Origin of the sequence: Staphylococcus caseorum, from assembly GCF_049943195.1 — a bacterium.
GTDB lineage: Bacteria > Bacillota > Bacilli > Staphylococcales > Staphylococcaceae > Staphylococcus > Staphylococcus equorum_A.
Window position 1 is genome coordinate 1271532 of sequence record NZ_JBNFUA010000001.1, and the last position, 16225, is coordinate 1287756.

Sequence of the window (16225 nt, forward strand, 5' to 3'; positions counted from 1 at the left end):
TAGCCTCCTCATAATGATCAATGCTTATTTATTCGCGGGTGTTTCCTTAGGTAAGATAAGATTGAGTATAATGCCTGCTAAAGCTGCTAATGCCATACCTTCAATTTGCATATTGATACCGACGCCATTTAAGTTAAAGACGAGATTACCAATACCAATTACAAGGATGACTGATGCAATAACAAGATTGCGGTTACTTGCAAAATCAACTTCACTTTCGACTAGCATCCTCAGACCACTTGCTGCGATAATACCAAAAAGTAATATAGATACGCCTCCCATTACTGGTGTAGGTATTGATGAGACGAGCGCTGTAAATTTACCAACAAACCCTAAAATAATAGCAATAACTGCTGCGCCTCCGATGACGTAAACACTATAAATTTTTGTAATGGCTAAAACGCCAATATTTTCACCATAAGTCGTGCTTGGGGGGCCACCAATCAAACTTGCAAACATGGTAGAAACACCATCACCAATAATCGAACGATCTAAACCTGGGTCTTTAAAAAAGTTACGCCCTACAATTTTATTAATAACCATTTGATGACCAATGTGCTCACTTACAGTCACAAAGACAATAGGAATCAGGACAATGATTAATCCCATATGAATGGATGGCGTATAGTCTTTAAATGGCAAATACACGTCCGGAAATTGTAACCATTTTGCTTGCGCTATTGGCGCAAAATTGACAAGTCCCATCAATGCTGAAAGGATGTAACCTGTGATAATACCAATTAATACTGGTATCAGGGATAGGAACCCTTTGAAATAACCCTGTACTACAATTGTTACAATCAATGTGGTCATTGCTACTGCTAAATAACTTAGATTATATCCTTGCATCTCTGAGGAATTCTCAAACATTGCCATATTCACTGCTGTAGGTGCCAAACTTAACCCTATAACCATAATGACTGGTCCTACAACAACCGGCGGCAGTAAATGCATCAGCCATGCTGTTCCAGTTAATCTAATTGCTAACCCGATGAGTACATACATTACACCGCTCATAAACAACGCCATCAACATGTCACCTAAGCTATGTGAATTAAGTCCTGTAATAATGGGTGTAATAAATGCAAAACTCGATCCTAAGTATGCTGGTATCTTCGCTTTGGTAATTAGTATGTATAACAATGTCCCTACACCAGAAGCTAATAACGCTGAAGATATAGGTAATCCTGTTAAAAATGGTACGAGTACAGTTGAACCAAACATCGCAAATAAATGTTGTGTACTCAGGAATGCCCATTGTCCTAATTTAGGTCTATCTTGCACATCTAATACTGGCTTAACTGTCCGTTCAAACATTGTTTCATTTTCCATGTTTTATGCTTCCTCTCATAAAAAAAGTCTCTTTACATTAAATTCATGTAAAGAGACTAAAAAGTATATATCTTGATTATTGCTAAGTTGATTTATAGCCATTGACATTTTGACTATAGTTAACTCGCAATAAAACAAAGTATATGTGAAGAGGAATGTTATCAACATCGTGCATTTGACAACTATAAATGAATTGCTTACGTATCTAATGCTTAGATCGTAGCTGAAAATTTAAATCCTCTTCCCTTTTCCAGTCTCTCGTACTGAATTAAAAGGTGCTATTCAATTACTACTGCATTTCTATCATCGATTTCTTCAAGAAAAACTGCCACAGCTTCTTCCCTTGCTGTTGGTATGTTTTTACCAACGAAGTCTGCACGTATCGGTAATTCTCGATGTCCTCGATCAACTAGTGTAGCTAACCCTATTTTCTTAGGTCTAGCGTATTGTAACACTGCGTCTAAGGAAGCCCTCACCGTTCGTCCTGTATATAAAACATCATCAATGATAATTACGACTTGATTTGTAATATTAACATCAATTTCATATGCGCTTTCTTCAGCTTCATTTATTGTCTGTTCTAAATCATCTCTAAATTGAGTGATATCAATCGTTCCAGTTGGTACAAGTTTCTCTTCTATGCGTTCAATTTTTTGTTGAATACGTCGCGCTAAAAATGCACCGCGCGTTTTAATACCTAGCAATATTAAATTATCAGTACCTTTATTATACTCTAAAATTTCATGTGCAATACGTGTCACCGTTCTTTGAATCGCTGCTTCATCCATAATAACTCGTTCTGACATTTTAGGCACCTTCCTTAATTTGATAAATATCTATCTCATTTAATACAAAGAAAACCTCATGTCTTTATTAAGACATGAGGTTTAGTTATAAGGTATCATAAACAAACAAGAGATTTATCTTCACTTAACTTAGATGCTTTCTCTACACAGGGATTTAACCGCTATGTTTCCCATTGCGCTGATAAACTTCAGCTACAACAGTGTTCATTTGCTTTCACAAACACACAATATGTTTATGTACCTTATATTAACTACATGTCTTCGAAGCCTCTCTGGACTTTCATTTAAAGACGTATGACGTTCTATTAAACTGTCACTATACTACCATGAATACAATTCACTTGCAAGCGGTCAATTAAAATTCAAGTTAATCATTAGAAGATGTTTATTTCATTCATATGGTGATTTTTCTTGCTTATAAACAAACATAAAAAAGCTACTAGGTTCTAAATATAGAATTCTAGTAGCTTGTGCTTATATATTAACTTGAAATCTTCAAAACTTTATATTTCAAGTTCATGCTTATTATTTAGTATCACTTTTACGAATATCTGCTAATAATTGCTCAAAGTCTTCAGGGAGTGGTGTAGACTTTTCAATATATTCTTGTGTCACTGGGTGTTCAAAACCAATGATACCTGCATGTAGTGCTTGTCCACCAATATTCAGGGTTTTCTTCTGTCCATATTTTGGATCACCTACAAGAGGGAATCCAATATATTTCATATGTACACGTATTTGGTGTGTACGCCCTGTTTCTAATTCACATTCTACTAAAGTATAATTGTTAAAATGCTCTAATACATTAAAATGTGTAACCGCTTCTTTACCATCATCAACCACTGCCATTGATTGACGATCGTTTTTATTTCTACCAATTGGTGCCTCTATTGTACCGTAATCATGCGGTATATTGCCGTGAACAAGTGCTACGTATTTACGTGTCACAGTTTTCTTAACTAATTGATCTACTAAACTACGATGTGCAATATCATTTTTGGCTACCATTAATAGACCAGATGTGTCTTTATCAATACGGTGTACAATACCTGGACGTACTTCACCATTAATGCCAGATAAATTTTTCATTTGATACATTAAACCATTTACAAGTGTCCCTGTTGAATGCCCAGCTGAAGGATGCACCACAATGCCTTTAGGTTTATAGACGATTGCTACATCATCATCTTCATAATATATATCTAAATTTAAATTTTCTGGATTGATATCTGCTTCTACAATTTCTTTTTCAGTTACTACAATATGGTCGTTTAACTTCGTCTTATAATTTGGCTTAATTAGCTTATCATTTACTTTTACAAGTGATAATTTAATCCAATCTTGAATCTGTGTACGTGACCAATCTGAATTGAATTCAGGTAATACTTTGTCGATACGCTGGCCTGCGTCATCTTTATTTTCTATTTTATACTCATGTATAGTCATGCAAAATCTCTCCTATTCTTCGTTCTTCATATCTGTTAACAAAGCGATAATAATTAACAAAACGCCTATCGTCAAACTAGAGTCAGCTACATTAAATATTGGGAAGTTATAACCAATTATATATGTGTCAATAAAGTCAACAACTTCGCCGTGCAACACGCGATCAATAAAGTTACCTAAAGCACCTGCAAATAATAAACTAATAGCGATTTGCATTAACAAACTGTGTTTTGCTTCTTTAATATAAAATACAATGAGCACTACGAGTATAATAACTGTAATTATATAGAAAAAGCCCATCTTCCCGCTCATAATACCCCAAGCGGCACCATCATTTCTGTGAGAAGTTATATTTAAAAAGTTGGGAATAACTTCAAATGTTTCTCCAACCTTCATTGAACTAGCAACAATAAATTTTGTGATTTGATCTAATATTAATATAACGATTGTTATGAATAAAGAAATACCAATATAGTACGGACGTTTCATGTCTGTACCTCCTATTCTAATCTCAGTCGCTTTTACAACATCTTTCATTATATCCTAATCAAACTTATAAAAAAAGTTACAGTTTGAATATCTGGTAAAAAAGTTACATTATTAATACTTAAAAGGCTAATATTATTCACATATACAATAAACCAATTAAAAAATCATCTACATTTAACAATCAAACGGCTCACCATGTTGCCTAATTTTAAATGTAGATGAAATATTTTATGTTGATGTAATAACAGTATGATATAGAAGCGCCTAGACCCAGCATATGTTTCAACATGAGCTGAATACTGCAAGTTGAAGTTGTGCCCGCGGAAAGCATGCACAAGTACTGCCACAAAATAAAAAAATATACAAATATATATTAAATAAATCTTGCTATAAAAAATATAGTCATGAGTTATCGAAAACATATTTCATATTATTTTGCTATTAAATCAAGGTAGCGACTTGTGCTGACTCCTGTGGGAAAAGCACGTGCCGAAGACTACAGGCTGAGGCTGTGCCCGCGGAAAGCATGCACAAGTACTGTTACAAAATAAAAAAATATACAACTATATAATAAATAAGTCTTGCTATTAAAAATATAGTCATGAGTTATCGAAATCATATTTCATATTATTTTGTTATTAAATCAAGGTAACGACTTGTGCTGACTCCTGCGGGAAAAGCACGTGCCGAAGACAACAGGCTGAGGCTGTGCCCGCGGAAAGCATGCACAAGTCGCTACCTGTATATACTATTATGTTTAAACACTTGCGTTTTTCTTAGGATGGATATATTTATAATCTTTAACTTCGTCTTTCGTTATAATTCGGTTTGATATTTCAAAAGGCTTGTTATAATTCATTTCACTCACTTCTAATGAACCATTGTCATTTCGTTGTTCAATATAAGCTACATGACCATACTCACCTTCAGCAGTCTGTAAAATGCTCCCTACCTTAGGTGATTGATTTACTTTATAGTCACTTTTTTGTGCAAACGATGCCCAATACTTTGCGTCGTTCCAATTTTTCCCTATTTTCATACCATCTTCTCTTACTTTTTCAAAGACGTAGTGCGTGCATTGTCCTTTAGTATACGTATTATATTTCATTGGATCTAACGACCAAAAATGATTTGTTGGCTCAGTCATATCTTGGTTATCTAATCCTTCATATGCGGCAGCAACAATAATAATAGTACTTATCGCAAACATCGTACCAAGTCTTTTTTTCATTAATTCACACGACCTTATTATAATTAAATCGAAATTGTATACCATCTGGGCCTGTTAATAATTTGTGAGTAGTTTCAGGGTAATGAAAATCAATAATTGCTAAACCATATGTTCTATTATTTTCAATTCGTTTAATACTTGATAGCCAATTATTAACCACTAAATGTTGGTGATAACCATTAGAGGATAAGTAAAATGCGCCATCTGTTTCTAATGATGATGTTTCAAGTCCGAAATAATTATTATAGTACTGCTTTACTTTGCTTAAATCAATCGATTTTAAATTCAAATATCCAATGACGCTTTCATCTGGAATACCTTGCCATTTTTCATTTGAAGTAAACGTTAATAAATTTGGCACGTTAATCGGTTGCGTTTCAAGCACTACTTTTTCATCCTCAAATAACCAGTCTTCAATTGGATTATCAACATAAAATTCTAATCCATTGCCTTCAGGGTCTTCTAAATATAATGAGGTCGTCACATCATGCTCTCCACCATGTACTGGAATACCCGCTTCACTTATTTGAACAAGCAAATCTGCAAGGTCTGTCTTTGCAGGCAACCTAATCGCCAAGTGAAATAATCCTGCTTCTGAACGTAATGGCTCTCTGCCCTGTATAACTTGATTAAAAGTCATAAAATGATTTAAATTACCAATCTCATATTGAATTGTTGAATAAGATTCATTTACTACATTCATACCTATGATGTTTTCATAAAATTGTTTCATTTCATCTTTATCTCTAACATTTAACGTAATGCCATTTACAAAATGTGCGCTTTGACTATGGAACATGTATAACACCTTTCTAAAACTCTAATAAATTCAGTATACTTGAAATCCATTTTTATACATTAAAAAAGCTCATTCAATACAATTATTTTCATTTATTTCTTCATAGTTATCTTAGGAGTTCAAACATGAAAAGAGCCTGAGACAAAATACATGTCTCAGACTCAATTATTAATAATTGATGGTGCTACGTTTTATACGAGTGTCTTTACAACTTCTTGACAACGCGGACATAAATCATCAAGTTCGCCAACTGAACCGAGTTCTTCACTATAATTCCAACAACGTTGACATTTTTCACCATGCGCGTGTTCAATACGGATATCACCATATTGATAAGCCACACCGTTTTCAACTGATTCCACTACTTCTGCTTGAGAAGTGATGAATAACTGCTGTAAATCAGAGAATTGTTGTAAAAATGATGTTGCATCAAAGTTCTCATTACTGCCAATTATAACTTTAGCTTCTAACGATTTACCAATTACTTTTTCACCACGTGCTGCTTCTAATGCACGGTTAACGTCATCACGTAAATTCATAAATGTATTCCATCTATCTAAAAATTCACGGTCAACTTCAGTGCGTTCTGGCATACGAGTTAAGTGAATACTTTCTTCTTCAACATGAGGAATATGAGACCACACTTCTTCAGCAGTATGCACTAAGATTGGTGCTAATAGTTTCGTCATATCCACTACAATTTGGTATAACACTGTTTGCATACTACGACGTTTATGAGAATCACGTTCTTCAATATATAAAATATCTTTACCATAATCTAAATAGAAATTACTTAGTTCTACGTTAATAAAGTTTTGAACTTCTTGATAGATGTCTAAGTAGTCATAGTTATCATAATGATCTAAAGTATTTGCTGTAAATTCACGTAGTCTATTTAATAGATATTTATCTACTTCTAATAAATCTGCTTCAGCTAATGCATCGGTAGCAGGGTTATAATCACTCACGTTCCCTAACATAAATCTTAATGTATTTCTGATTTTACGATACACATCAGAAGTTTGTTTTAAGATTTCATCTGAGATACGAACGTCAGCTAAGTAATCAACACTACTTACCCAAAGTCGTGCAATATCTGCACCTTTTTGTTTAACAATTTGATCTGGCACAATCACGTTACCTAATGATTTACTCATTTTTTTACCTGATCCGTCCATAACAAAACCGTGAGATAAGAGCATTTTATATGGTGATTTACCTCTTGTCGCAACAGAAGTTGTGATTGATGAGTTAAACCAACCACGGTATTGGTCACTACCTTCAATGTATAAATCAGCTGGATAAGATAGTTCCGGACGGCCTTCTAAAACGCCTCTGTGAGAAGAACCAGAATCAAACCAAACGTCCATAATATCTGTTTCTTTAGTAAATTCACCATTTGGACTACTTGGGTGTGTAAATCCTTCTGGTAATAAATCTTTTGCATCACGTTCAAACCAAACATTAGAACCAAAGGTTTCAAATAAATCTGCAACATGATTAACAGTTTCGTTTGTCATGATGATGTCACCATTTTCAGCATAAAATACTGGTAATGGTACGCCCCATACACGTTGACGTGAAATAACCCATTCACCACGGTCACGGATCATATTGAAGATACGTGTTTTACCCCAATCTACTTTAAAATTAGTTACTTCGATTGCATCTAAGATATCTTGACGTACTTTATCAATAGAAGCAAACCATTGTGGCGTTGCTCTGAAGATAACAGGTTTTTTCGTACGCCAATCATGAGGATAACTATGTGTGATAAATTCTAAATTTAATAAAGCGTCTTTTTCTTTTAACACATCCGTAATTGCTTTATTAGCTTTGTCATAGAACATACCTTCAAATTGACCAGCTTCTTCTGTAAAGACACCTTTATCATCAACTGGGCTAATTACAGGTAATTTGTACTTCTGACCAACGATATAGTCATCTTCACCATGACCAGGCGCTGTATGAACACAACCTGTACCAGCATCAGTAGTAACATGTAAGCCATTGATAACCAATGAAACACGGTCAACAAATGGATGTTGTGTTTCCACATACTCTAATTCGCTACCTTTAAATTCTTTTTCTAATTCAAGCGTGTTTTCATCCCAGCCTAATGCTTCAACAACATCACTCGCTAAGTCTTTACCGATAATGTATTTTTTACCATTCACATTATATTGACCATAAGTTAAATCAGGATGTACTGTAATCGCTACGTTAGAAGGTAATGTCCATGGTGTTGTTGTCCAAATGATGAATTTTGCATTTGAATCTACAACGCCCTTACCATCTTTAACATCAAATGCTACGTAGATAGAAGCCGAATGTTTATCTTGATATTCTATTTCTGCTTCTGCAAGTGAAGATTCACTTGATGGTGACCAATATACAGGTTTTTTACCTTTATAAATTAATCCTTTGTCTGCCATTTCGCCAAATAAACGAATTTGCGCTGCTTCATATTCTGGTTTTAATGTGATATATGGATTATCAAAATCACCTTTAACACCTAAACGTTTAAAATCTTTTTTCTGATTTTCAATTTGTTCTAAAGCAAATGCTTCACATTTTTTTCTGAATTCAGCAATAGATAATTCTTTACGTTTAACACCTTTTTTAGTTAGTGCTTGTTCAATAGGTAAACCGTGCGTATCCCAACCTGGGACGTAAGGTGCATAAAAACCACGCATTGATTTATATCTAATCATCATGTCTTTTAAGATTTTATTCAGTGCATGTCCCATATGCAAATTACCATTAGCGTATGGTGGACCATCATGTAAAATGTATGATGGATTCCCTTCATTTTTATCTAACACTTTTTGATAAATGTTTTGAGCTTCCCATTCTTCTTGGATCTTAGGTTCTTTATTTGGTAACCCTCCGCGCATTGGGAAATCTGTTTTTGGCATTAATAACGTTTCTTTATAATCCATTTTATACACTCCTTGTTCCGATTTTCATACTAAATTCAATTCATTCGTACAATAAAAAGAACCCTAAGTTCAATTAACAGGGACGATTAATACCGCGTTACCACCCTGATTAACTCAACTTAGAGTTCTCTCATTGTTCATATATTTTTTTAAAATAACAGTGATATAAACATCTTACATATGAAAGGCTCTCACTGTCCCTAACTCGCTTTGATATGCAAAGAGATGCTTACGCGTCTGTTATTTATATTAATTACTATTTTTTATCTGTTTCAGTATTTGTAGCCTGAGCGTCTGCTTCTGCAGTACTATCTGCTTCTGCTTTCGCTTTCATCGCTTTTTCTTCTTCAGTCAAATCATTTTCATGTAAATGATTAATATTCTCTTGAGTTACTTGTTCAGAATCAAGATCATAATTTAATAAATAATCCCAATCTTCGCTTTTTAGTAAATCAAGTTGAGCCTCAACTAACATACGGAAACGTGATCTAAATATTTTTGATTGGCGTTTCATGTCTTCAGTTTGGAATGAAAGACGACGTGCTTTTTCAACTGCATCATTAACGATTTTATTAGCTTCACTTTGTGCTTTAGAAACTGTTGCTTCAGCATCTTTAGTTGCAGCTAATTTTGTTTCTTCCCCAGCTTGTTTCGCATGAATTAAAGCATCACTTACAGATTGATGAACATCTTTATAAGACTGGATGTTTGTATCTTTATCTTCAATGACTTTCTCTAATTGCTTTTTGTCTTCTTTTAAACGTTCAATTTCGTTACTTAGTTGTTCTAAATAGCTTTCAACCTCAGTTGGTTCAAAACCAGTTTTTACGCGTGTAAAGTCTTTGTTTTTTATTTCATTTGGTGTAAAAGGCATGCGTTATCCTCCTTCTATAATACACTATTTTAGCACTTCTTTAAATATCTGAAATAGTGCTTTATGTCTATATTTTCTATTTTTTTATAATCATTTGTATGCATTTTTATTGATTGAAATCTAATTTGACTTGTTTATACGTTAGATAAGTATAACATTATTTGAATAAAGTTTTATACGAAATTCTTACTTTATCTTTTTTTGTTTTACCACCAATATCAGTAATCATTGCTCTACCATAACCTTGGATTGACAATAAGTCACCACTATCAAGTTGAAAATCTGTAGCGTCAATCATTGTATGATTGACCTTGACACGCTTTTTATCAATTAATTGTTTAGCAATTGTACGCGATTTGCGAATCATTTCTTTTAGGATGACATCTAAACGCAAACCACTCACAGTAGTTTCATATGTTTGCCAATGCTCTTTTGATTGTATCATATCTTTTATAGGAATAGAATTAAGTTTAACTGTAGCACCCTTAATTCTATTTAGCTCTAACATAATATAAGATTCCAATTGCTTTGTCAAAGTAAATTGAATTGAGTCATCTACAATAATATCTCCTAATTGCTCTCTTTCTATCCCTAAAGACATAATTGTTCCTAATATATGTTGATGTTGTAGCGTTACAAACTTTTGAGGATAGTCTATTTCAAGCAATACAATTTCAAACAGTTCTTCTTCTGGCACAAAATAATCAGGTGCAACAATGGCCCTTTTGCGTTCTGCATAAGGCCCACCAAAGAATGTCACTTCTAAATCACCATAGCTACCGACTATGACACTCATAATATATTGTCCACGTGGATCTAGAAATGGTGTTAATATAGGCGCATACTGCTCATTCGCACGATTACACTTATCTATAAGTTGATCTATTAATTCATGTTCTTCTTTTCTAAAATGCTGGTAAATATCGATGCTAATCACTCCACATACAAGAGAAAGCACCTCGCGTCATACAACGTTAGGTGCTTCTCATTTATTTTATACATTAGTTATAGTTAAACTTAAATTCTATTTAACGTAAATTGATTTAAGCTAAATTACTCAAAATTAGATTAAAAATACTTGCTAAACCTTGTCGGAATAAAACAAGTACAATTATTGCTACAATTGATGATATATCAATCATGCCAATTGGAGGAATAATTTTACGGAACTGTTCTAAAAATGGTTCATAAATTTTAGCCAAAAATTGACCGAATTTATTTTCTCGTGCATTAGGTATCCATGACATAAAGAAATAAACAATCATTCCGTAATAATAAATTTGAACCAAGAATAAAATAAAACTAAATATACTTCCTAATAAACCTATATCCATTTATTATTACCTCTATTCACCTTGGTATTCCATATTTTCTATGTGATCTGTTATACTACCAGCTACTTCTATATTATCTGGAGTACATAAGAATATATCTGATCCTACGCGTTGAATGTCTCCACCGATTGCATAAACTGTACCGCTTAAAAAGTCGATAATACGTTTAGCAGAAACTTTATCAATACGCTGTAAATTAACTAAAGTTGCGCGACGATTTTTGAGTTCGTCTGCAATATCTTGAGTATCTGAAAAAACACGTGGTTCAAATAAACACATTTTAGAACTTTCTTCTGTAAAACCGAATTGATCTTGTTCTTGATTATTCATATTCACAACGTTCCTTGCATTATTTTTTGATGAAGTGTTATTCATTTGATACTTCCTTTCACCTGAGGATTGCTGTAATCTTGATGACTGCTTTTTGGGAACGGATTGTATGGATCTTTGTCGCTCTGTATTTTCATTATTTTTATATTCATTGAAATTCGTTTGAGACTGCGCTTGTTGCTTGTTTTGTTGTCTACCTTGTTCTTCTTCTGGTGCTTCTAATTCGTCATCTTCTTCTTCAACCACGAAAAATCCACTAAATAAATCTTTTAAAGCCACGGGGCTCACTCCTCTTTTCCTACAAGTTTAGTCCCAATTCTCACAAATGACGCACCTTCTTCAGCAGCTAAATGGAAATCATTACTCATTCCCATCGATAACTCAGTACATGGTGCATAATTTAAATTGAGCGCTTTAATCTCATCTCTTTTATTCTTTAATGATTGAAATAAGCTTTTTATATATGACTCGTCATCAGTTAATGGAGCCATAGTCATAAGACCAACTACTTCTAAATTTTCATATTGTTCCAACGTTTCAATAAAAGTATTCACATCTTTCAATGCAACACCTTGTTTAGATTTTTCACCTGAAACATTTACTTGAACAAAACACTTTATTTTGTGTTCCGCCCTTTTGTTAATTTCTTTTGCTAATTTAAGACGATCTAATGCATGAAAGTAATCAATTTCATTGATCACTTCTTTCACCTTTCTTGTCTGTAACGAACCAATAAAGTGCATTACAATATCATCAGGTAAAGCTTCTTTTTTAAGTTGAAATCCTTCTAAACGATTCTCACCAAAATGTCTAATCCCCGCATTATAAGCATCATTAGCTCGGTCTATTGTAACATACTTTGTCACTGCAATCACGTTTGGTAACGTTGAAATATTACCTTTTTCGCAGTATGTTTTTAATTGTTTTTCAATTTGTTCTAAATTCTGTTGTACGTTCAAATCTCTACACCTCTTCATTATTGACCGATAAATGCTAACATGCGGCCAGTATTCCCTTTCTCTACTCTATATGAGAAAAATAAGGATAAATCTTCAGATGTCGCATAGTTGGTCATATAAATATTATCTTTAGGAACACCTGCATTTTCAAGTAATAAAGCATTTGCACGTTTTAAATCAATGCCATGTCTGTCATTGGCTCTTGTCTTAATGTATTCATTTATGTCTATCGGTAATGATTCAAATTTTGCTTTAATATCATCATTAATTTCATAAGTTGTAGAAGTTGCAGGTCCAATAACGATATTCAAATCATTTAAATTAAAATCGATATAGCGGATGACTTCATTCACAATTTGACCGACAGTGCCCCTCCAACCAGCATGTGCTAAAGCGATGTAATGATGTTTTTCGCTATAAAAATATATAGGTACACAGTCCGCATAACACATTGTAAGCAGAAGATCAGATTCATACGTATATAATGCATCTACACCATGTAAAGCATCCGTTAAAATATCAATATTCGTACCTCTATCTTTAGCTGTCACCTCTACAACTTTATTTTCATGCGTTTGTATAGGAAATACCCACTGTTCTCTCGGGTATTGAATTACAGCTGCAAGCTCTTCTTGGTGTTGTGTAACGTGCTGTGGATCATCGTTAATATATCTAGCCATATTAAAAGCTGATTTGGGATAGGGACTCAAACCTTCTTCTCTTGTTGTTATACCCAATTTTACATTATTTAAATGGCTATCCTCATATTTCAATATATGATTATCTTTAATAAATTTATCATGCATACTATGACCCTCCATTAATTAAAACTGCAATTTCTCGCTATGACTTCTTATAGGAGACCCGCGACAATAATTTATTCTAAAATCTCAGACAAATATATGATTAAGTTATACTCATAGATAGCAATAAAATTCAAAAAAGTCATCAGATCTTTGGACCTGATGACATCATTGTATTTATTATTGACTACTTTAAGCTTTAAGCCCTATGTACACAAGGCGAGCTAGTTCGAAAATTAACGTCTAGTTCTTCTTGAACGTCTTTCTTCTCTATTTCTGATAAAGCTTGGAATGTCATCTTCATTTGTAGTATGACTTCTGCCTTCACTAGCACTTTCTGATGGTTGAGAAGTATTTGCTGTATTTGATGCAAATGTATCTTCTTTTGTGCTGTTACTACTTGTTGCACTTGTACCGAAACCAGTATTTGAAGCTTTACGTGCTTGTGATGAAGGTTTATCTTCAAATCCAGTAGCGATAACTGTAACTACAATTTCGTCTTGTAATTCTGGATTAATTACAGTACCGAAAATCATATTTACATCTTCATCTGCTGCATCTTGTACGATATCAGCTGATTCTTGTGCTTCGAAAAGTGATAATGACTCTCCACCAGTGATATTCATAAGTACACCCTGTGCACCAACGATTGAAGTTTCTAATAATGGTGACGAAATCGCCTTTTTAGCTGCTTCTACTGCGCGGTTTTCGCCAGAAGAAACACCGATACCCATTAATGCTGAACCTTGGTTAGACATGATTGTTTTCACATCTGCAAAGTCAAGGTTTACTTCACCTGATACTGCGATTAAATCAGAAATACCTTGAACACCTTGACGTAATACGTTGTCGGCTTCTTTAAATGCTTCCATCATTGGTGTTGATTTATCAACGATATCCAATAATCTGTCGTTAGGAATAACAATTAATGTATCTACAGCTGCTTTCATTGCTTCTACACCAGCTGCTGCTTGTGTTTGACGCTTACGACCTTCAAAACCAAACGGACGTGTAACGACACCTACTGTTAATGCTCCCATTTCTTTAGCAATTTTTGCTACGACTGGTGCAGCACCAGTACCAGTACCGCCACCCATACCAGCAGTTACGAATACCATATCTGCGCCTTGGATAGCATCTTCGATCTGTTCACGAGATTCTTCTGCAGCTTTTTTACCAATGTCTGGGTTCGCTCCAGCGCCTAGACCACGTGTTAATTTTTCACCAATTTGGATTTTAGCTTCAGCTTTAGACAGGTTTAAAGCTTGTCCATCCGTATTGATTGAAATAAATTCAACATTATTCATACCATGGTCAATCATACGGTTTACAGCGTTGTTACCGCCGCCCCCTACACCGATGACTTTCAACGTCGCTAAATGATTAAATCCTTGTTCAAATTCTAACATTTATATTTCCTCCTAGTTTTAATGGCCAATCAATCGAATAGAGATTTCATAAGTTTTTTGAATTTACCTTCTTCTTTGTCTTGAGGTTTACGTTCTTCATCTTGGTTGACGTCTACTTTTTCGTCGTATTCCTCAGGTGCTTCTGGTTCTTCCATTTCAGAAGCTGACGTTTGTGGCTCTTCTTGTTTGTTTGATTTTTTCTTGAACCAGTCAAATCCGCTTGATTTTGTGCTATGTTCTCTTTCATCAGATTCGATGACTTCTTCTTCGAATTCTTCACTGTCATGATTACTAATTGTAACATAATCTAACAATTCGTCGAAAGTAATGCTACTAGAAATTGTTGAAATTGCTGAAGAAAATTCAGGTTTTCTAATACCCATTTGTGATGGTGTATGAATTCTTACTTTTTCACTGACCATATCTTGTAGTAATTCTTTAACTCCTAATAAGTTTGCTGAACCACCAGTAACAACGAAACCGCCGTTAACTTTAGTAAGTCCTAGATCTTGTAATATATCAAATGCATTAAAGAAGATATCTTCAACACGTGCTTCAATAATATCTGCTAAATCTTTTTGAGTAAATTGAGCTTCTTCTTCACTATCCACTTGATCCACACTAAATACATCATGATCAGAAGCAGATTCAAAGAAAGCGTGACCATATTGATGTTTAATTTTTTCTGCTGTTTCATAAGATGTGTTTAAACCTTGCGAAATATCTTCTGTGATATCTCGACCAGCCATCTCTATTGCCTCAGCATCAACAAGCTCACCGCGTTCATAAAATGCAAGTTGTGTAATGTCTTCACCGATATCGATGATACATGTGCCTAGCTCTTTTTCAGTAGCTGATAGCACTGAACCATAGTTATACGCATCTGAATACACATCTAATACATCTACGCCACAAGATTCCACACATTTAATCATATTGATTAAAATTGATTTTTGAATTGCAATAACACCAGCTTCTACTTTCAAACCATGTCTAGCAATTAATTCTTTTGGATCTGAAACTTCATTTTCTCCATCAACAATAAATTTAATTGGGAATGCATTTATAATTTCAGTTTCTGGCACATCATTTTTTTCGCGAATACCTTCAAGCACACTTTCAATATGTGTACCATTCAATTCTGTATCTTCATGAAATTCTATTTCATTTGCTTCATCAAATACTTCAGTTCCGACTATTGGAAGTTTTAAAAACACTTCTTTAATATCAACACCTGAAGCAATAGAGGCTTTTTTGATTGTATCTTTTATCGCTTGTTTAGCGATATCGAAATCATCAATAAGACCATTTTTAATCCCACTTGTGTAGGTCTGTCCTGTACCTATCACATTTATACCATTGTGAAATTTTTCGCCCACTATCGTTTTAACGCTTGATGAACCAATATCTATACTTACATAATAATGCTCTTCCATAGATAGGCACCTCCTGACAATAACTTATTCAAGTT

At 34.0% G+C, this 16225-nt stretch carries 15 protein-coding genes; all 15 read right to left on the minus strand.

The window, feature by feature from the left end; translation table 11 throughout:
• Window positions 1-24: 24 nt before the first annotated feature.
• The 15 genes from ACP3TL_RS06635 to ftsA all read right to left on the minus strand — a co-directional run bounded on the left by ACP3TL_RS06635 (window position 25) and on the right by ftsA (window position 16190).
• On the minus strand, window positions 25-1332 hold the full coding sequence (locus ACP3TL_RS06635) for a uracil-xanthine permease family protein (protein WP_069832901.1): 1308 nt from the start codon (window positions 1330-1332) through the stop codon (window positions 25-27).
• Window positions 1333-1610: 278 nt separating this feature from the next.
• Window positions 1611-2138, minus strand: a complete 528-nt coding sequence (pyrR, locus tag ACP3TL_RS06640; RefSeq protein ID WP_002507921.1) for a bifunctional pyr operon transcriptional regulator/uracil phosphoribosyltransferase PyrR — start codon at window positions 2136-2138, stop codon at window positions 1611-1613.
• 525 nt (window positions 2139-2663) lie between these two features.
• Window positions 2664-3584, minus strand: coding sequence for an RluA family pseudouridine synthase (locus ACP3TL_RS06645; RefSeq protein ID WP_065337802.1), 921 nt, complete (start codon window positions 3582-3584; stop codon window positions 2664-2666).
• A gap of 12 nt (window positions 3585-3596) precedes the next feature.
• A complete protein-coding gene (gene lspA, locus ACP3TL_RS06650) occupies window positions 3597-4073 on the minus strand; it encodes a signal peptidase II (protein WP_069832902.1) in 477 nt (158 codons plus the stop codon).
• 757 nt (window positions 4074-4830) lie between these two features.
• Window positions 4831-5304 carry a CHAP domain-containing protein gene (locus ACP3TL_RS06655; protein WP_069816259.1) on the minus strand — a complete coding sequence of 158 codons (474 nt, stop codon included), beginning with the start codon at window positions 5302-5304 and terminating at the stop codon, window positions 4831-4833.
• 4 nt (window positions 5305-5308) lie between these two features.
• Window positions 5309-6103, minus strand: a complete 795-nt coding sequence (locus tag ACP3TL_RS06660) for a VOC family protein (RefSeq protein WP_069832903.1) — start codon at window positions 6101-6103, stop codon at window positions 5309-5311.
• A 191-nt stretch (window positions 6104-6294) separates the two neighbouring features.
• Window positions 6295-9045, minus strand: coding sequence for an isoleucine--tRNA ligase (ileS, locus tag ACP3TL_RS06665; RefSeq protein ID WP_069832904.1), 2751 nt, complete (start codon window positions 9043-9045; stop codon window positions 6295-6297).
• Window positions 9046-9301: 256 nt separating this feature from the next.
• The gene (locus ACP3TL_RS06670) at window positions 9302-9919 is read right to left on the minus strand and encodes a DivIVA domain-containing protein (RefSeq protein WP_021338697.1); all 618 of its coding nucleotides are present in this window, start codon (window positions 9917-9919) and stop codon (window positions 9302-9304) included.
• A 157-nt stretch (window positions 9920-10076) separates the two neighbouring features.
• Window positions 10077-10856: a YlmH family RNA-binding protein gene (locus ACP3TL_RS06675; RefSeq protein WP_069832905.1), complete on the minus strand. Its 780-nt coding sequence runs from the start codon at window positions 10854-10856 to the stop codon at window positions 10077-10079.
• A 106-nt stretch (window positions 10857-10962) separates the two neighbouring features.
• Window positions 10963-11253, minus strand: coding sequence for a YggT family protein (locus ACP3TL_RS06680; protein ID WP_002507929.1), 291 nt, complete (start codon window positions 11251-11253; stop codon window positions 10963-10965).
• Between the two features lie 12 nt (window positions 11254-11265).
• The gene (locus tag ACP3TL_RS06685; protein ID WP_002507930.1) at window positions 11266-11862 is read right to left on the minus strand and encodes a cell division protein SepF; all 597 of its coding nucleotides are present in this window, start codon (window positions 11860-11862) and stop codon (window positions 11266-11268) included.
• A 5-nt stretch (window positions 11863-11867) separates the two neighbouring features.
• Window positions 11868-12542 (minus strand): YggS family pyridoxal phosphate-dependent enzyme, encoded by a 675-nt coding sequence (locus tag ACP3TL_RS06690; RefSeq protein WP_285325521.1) that lies wholly within the window; start codon window positions 12540-12542, stop codon window positions 11868-11870.
• A 17-nt stretch (window positions 12543-12559) separates the two neighbouring features.
• The gene (gene pgeF / locus ACP3TL_RS06695) at window positions 12560-13348 is read right to left on the minus strand and encodes a peptidoglycan editing factor PgeF (protein WP_069832907.1); all 789 of its coding nucleotides are present in this window, start codon (window positions 13346-13348) and stop codon (window positions 12560-12562) included.
• A 233-nt stretch (window positions 13349-13581) separates the two neighbouring features.
• Entirely contained in the window at window positions 13582-14754 is a 1173-nt protein-coding gene (ftsZ, locus tag ACP3TL_RS06700; RefSeq protein ID WP_069816271.1) for a cell division protein FtsZ, read from the minus strand.
• A 29-nt stretch (window positions 14755-14783) separates the two neighbouring features.
• Complete coding sequence (gene ftsA / locus ACP3TL_RS06705; protein WP_069816273.1) at window positions 14784-16190, minus strand: cell division protein FtsA; 1407 nt, start codon at window positions 16188-16190, stop codon at window positions 14784-14786.
• Window positions 16191-16225: the final 35 nt, after the last annotated feature.

What these genes read in the sequence shown, in the direction of transcription:
- ACP3TL_RS06635 (WP_069832901.1), bottom strand. Translation starts at nt 1,332, where the DNA reads ATGGAAAATGAAACAATGTTTGAACGGACAGTTAAGCCAGTATTAGAT.
- pyrR (WP_002507921.1), bottom strand. Translation starts at nt 2,138, where the DNA reads ATGTCAGAACGAGTTATTATGGATGAAGCAGCGATTCAAAGAACGGTG.
- ACP3TL_RS06645 (WP_065337802.1), bottom strand. Translation starts at nt 3,584, where the DNA reads ATGACTATACATGAGTATAAAATAGAAAATAAAGATGACGCAGGCCAG.
- lspA (WP_069832902.1), bottom strand. Translation starts at nt 4,073, where the DNA reads ATGAAACGTCCGTACTATATTGGTATTTCTTTATTCATAACAATCGTT.
- ACP3TL_RS06655 (WP_069816259.1), bottom strand. Translation starts at nt 5,304, where the DNA reads ATGAAAAAAAGACTTGGTACGATGTTTGCGATAAGTACTATTATTATT.
- ACP3TL_RS06660 (WP_069832903.1), bottom strand. Translation starts at nt 6,103, where the DNA reads ATGTTCCATAGTCAAAGCGCACATTTTGTAAATGGCATTACGTTAAAT.
- ileS (WP_069832904.1), bottom strand. Translation starts at nt 9,045, where the DNA reads ATGGATTATAAAGAAACGTTATTAATGCCAAAAACAGATTTCCCAATG.
- ACP3TL_RS06670 (WP_021338697.1), bottom strand. Translation starts at nt 9,919, where the DNA reads ATGCCTTTTACACCAAATGAAATAAAAAACAAAGACTTTACACGCGTA.
- ACP3TL_RS06680 (WP_002507929.1), bottom strand. Translation starts at nt 11,253, where the DNA reads ATGGATATAGGTTTATTAGGAAGTATATTTAGTTTTATTTTATTCTTG.
- pgeF (WP_069832907.1), bottom strand. Translation starts at nt 13,348, where the DNA reads ATGCATGATAAATTTATTAAAGATAATCATATATTGAAATATGAGGAT.
- ftsZ (WP_069816271.1), bottom strand. Translation starts at nt 14,754, where the DNA reads ATGTTAGAATTTGAACAAGGATTTAATCATTTAGCGACGTTGAAAGTC.
- ftsA (WP_069816273.1), bottom strand. Translation starts at nt 16,190, where the DNA reads ATGGAAGAGCATTATTATGTAAGTATAGATATTGGTTCATCAAGCGTT.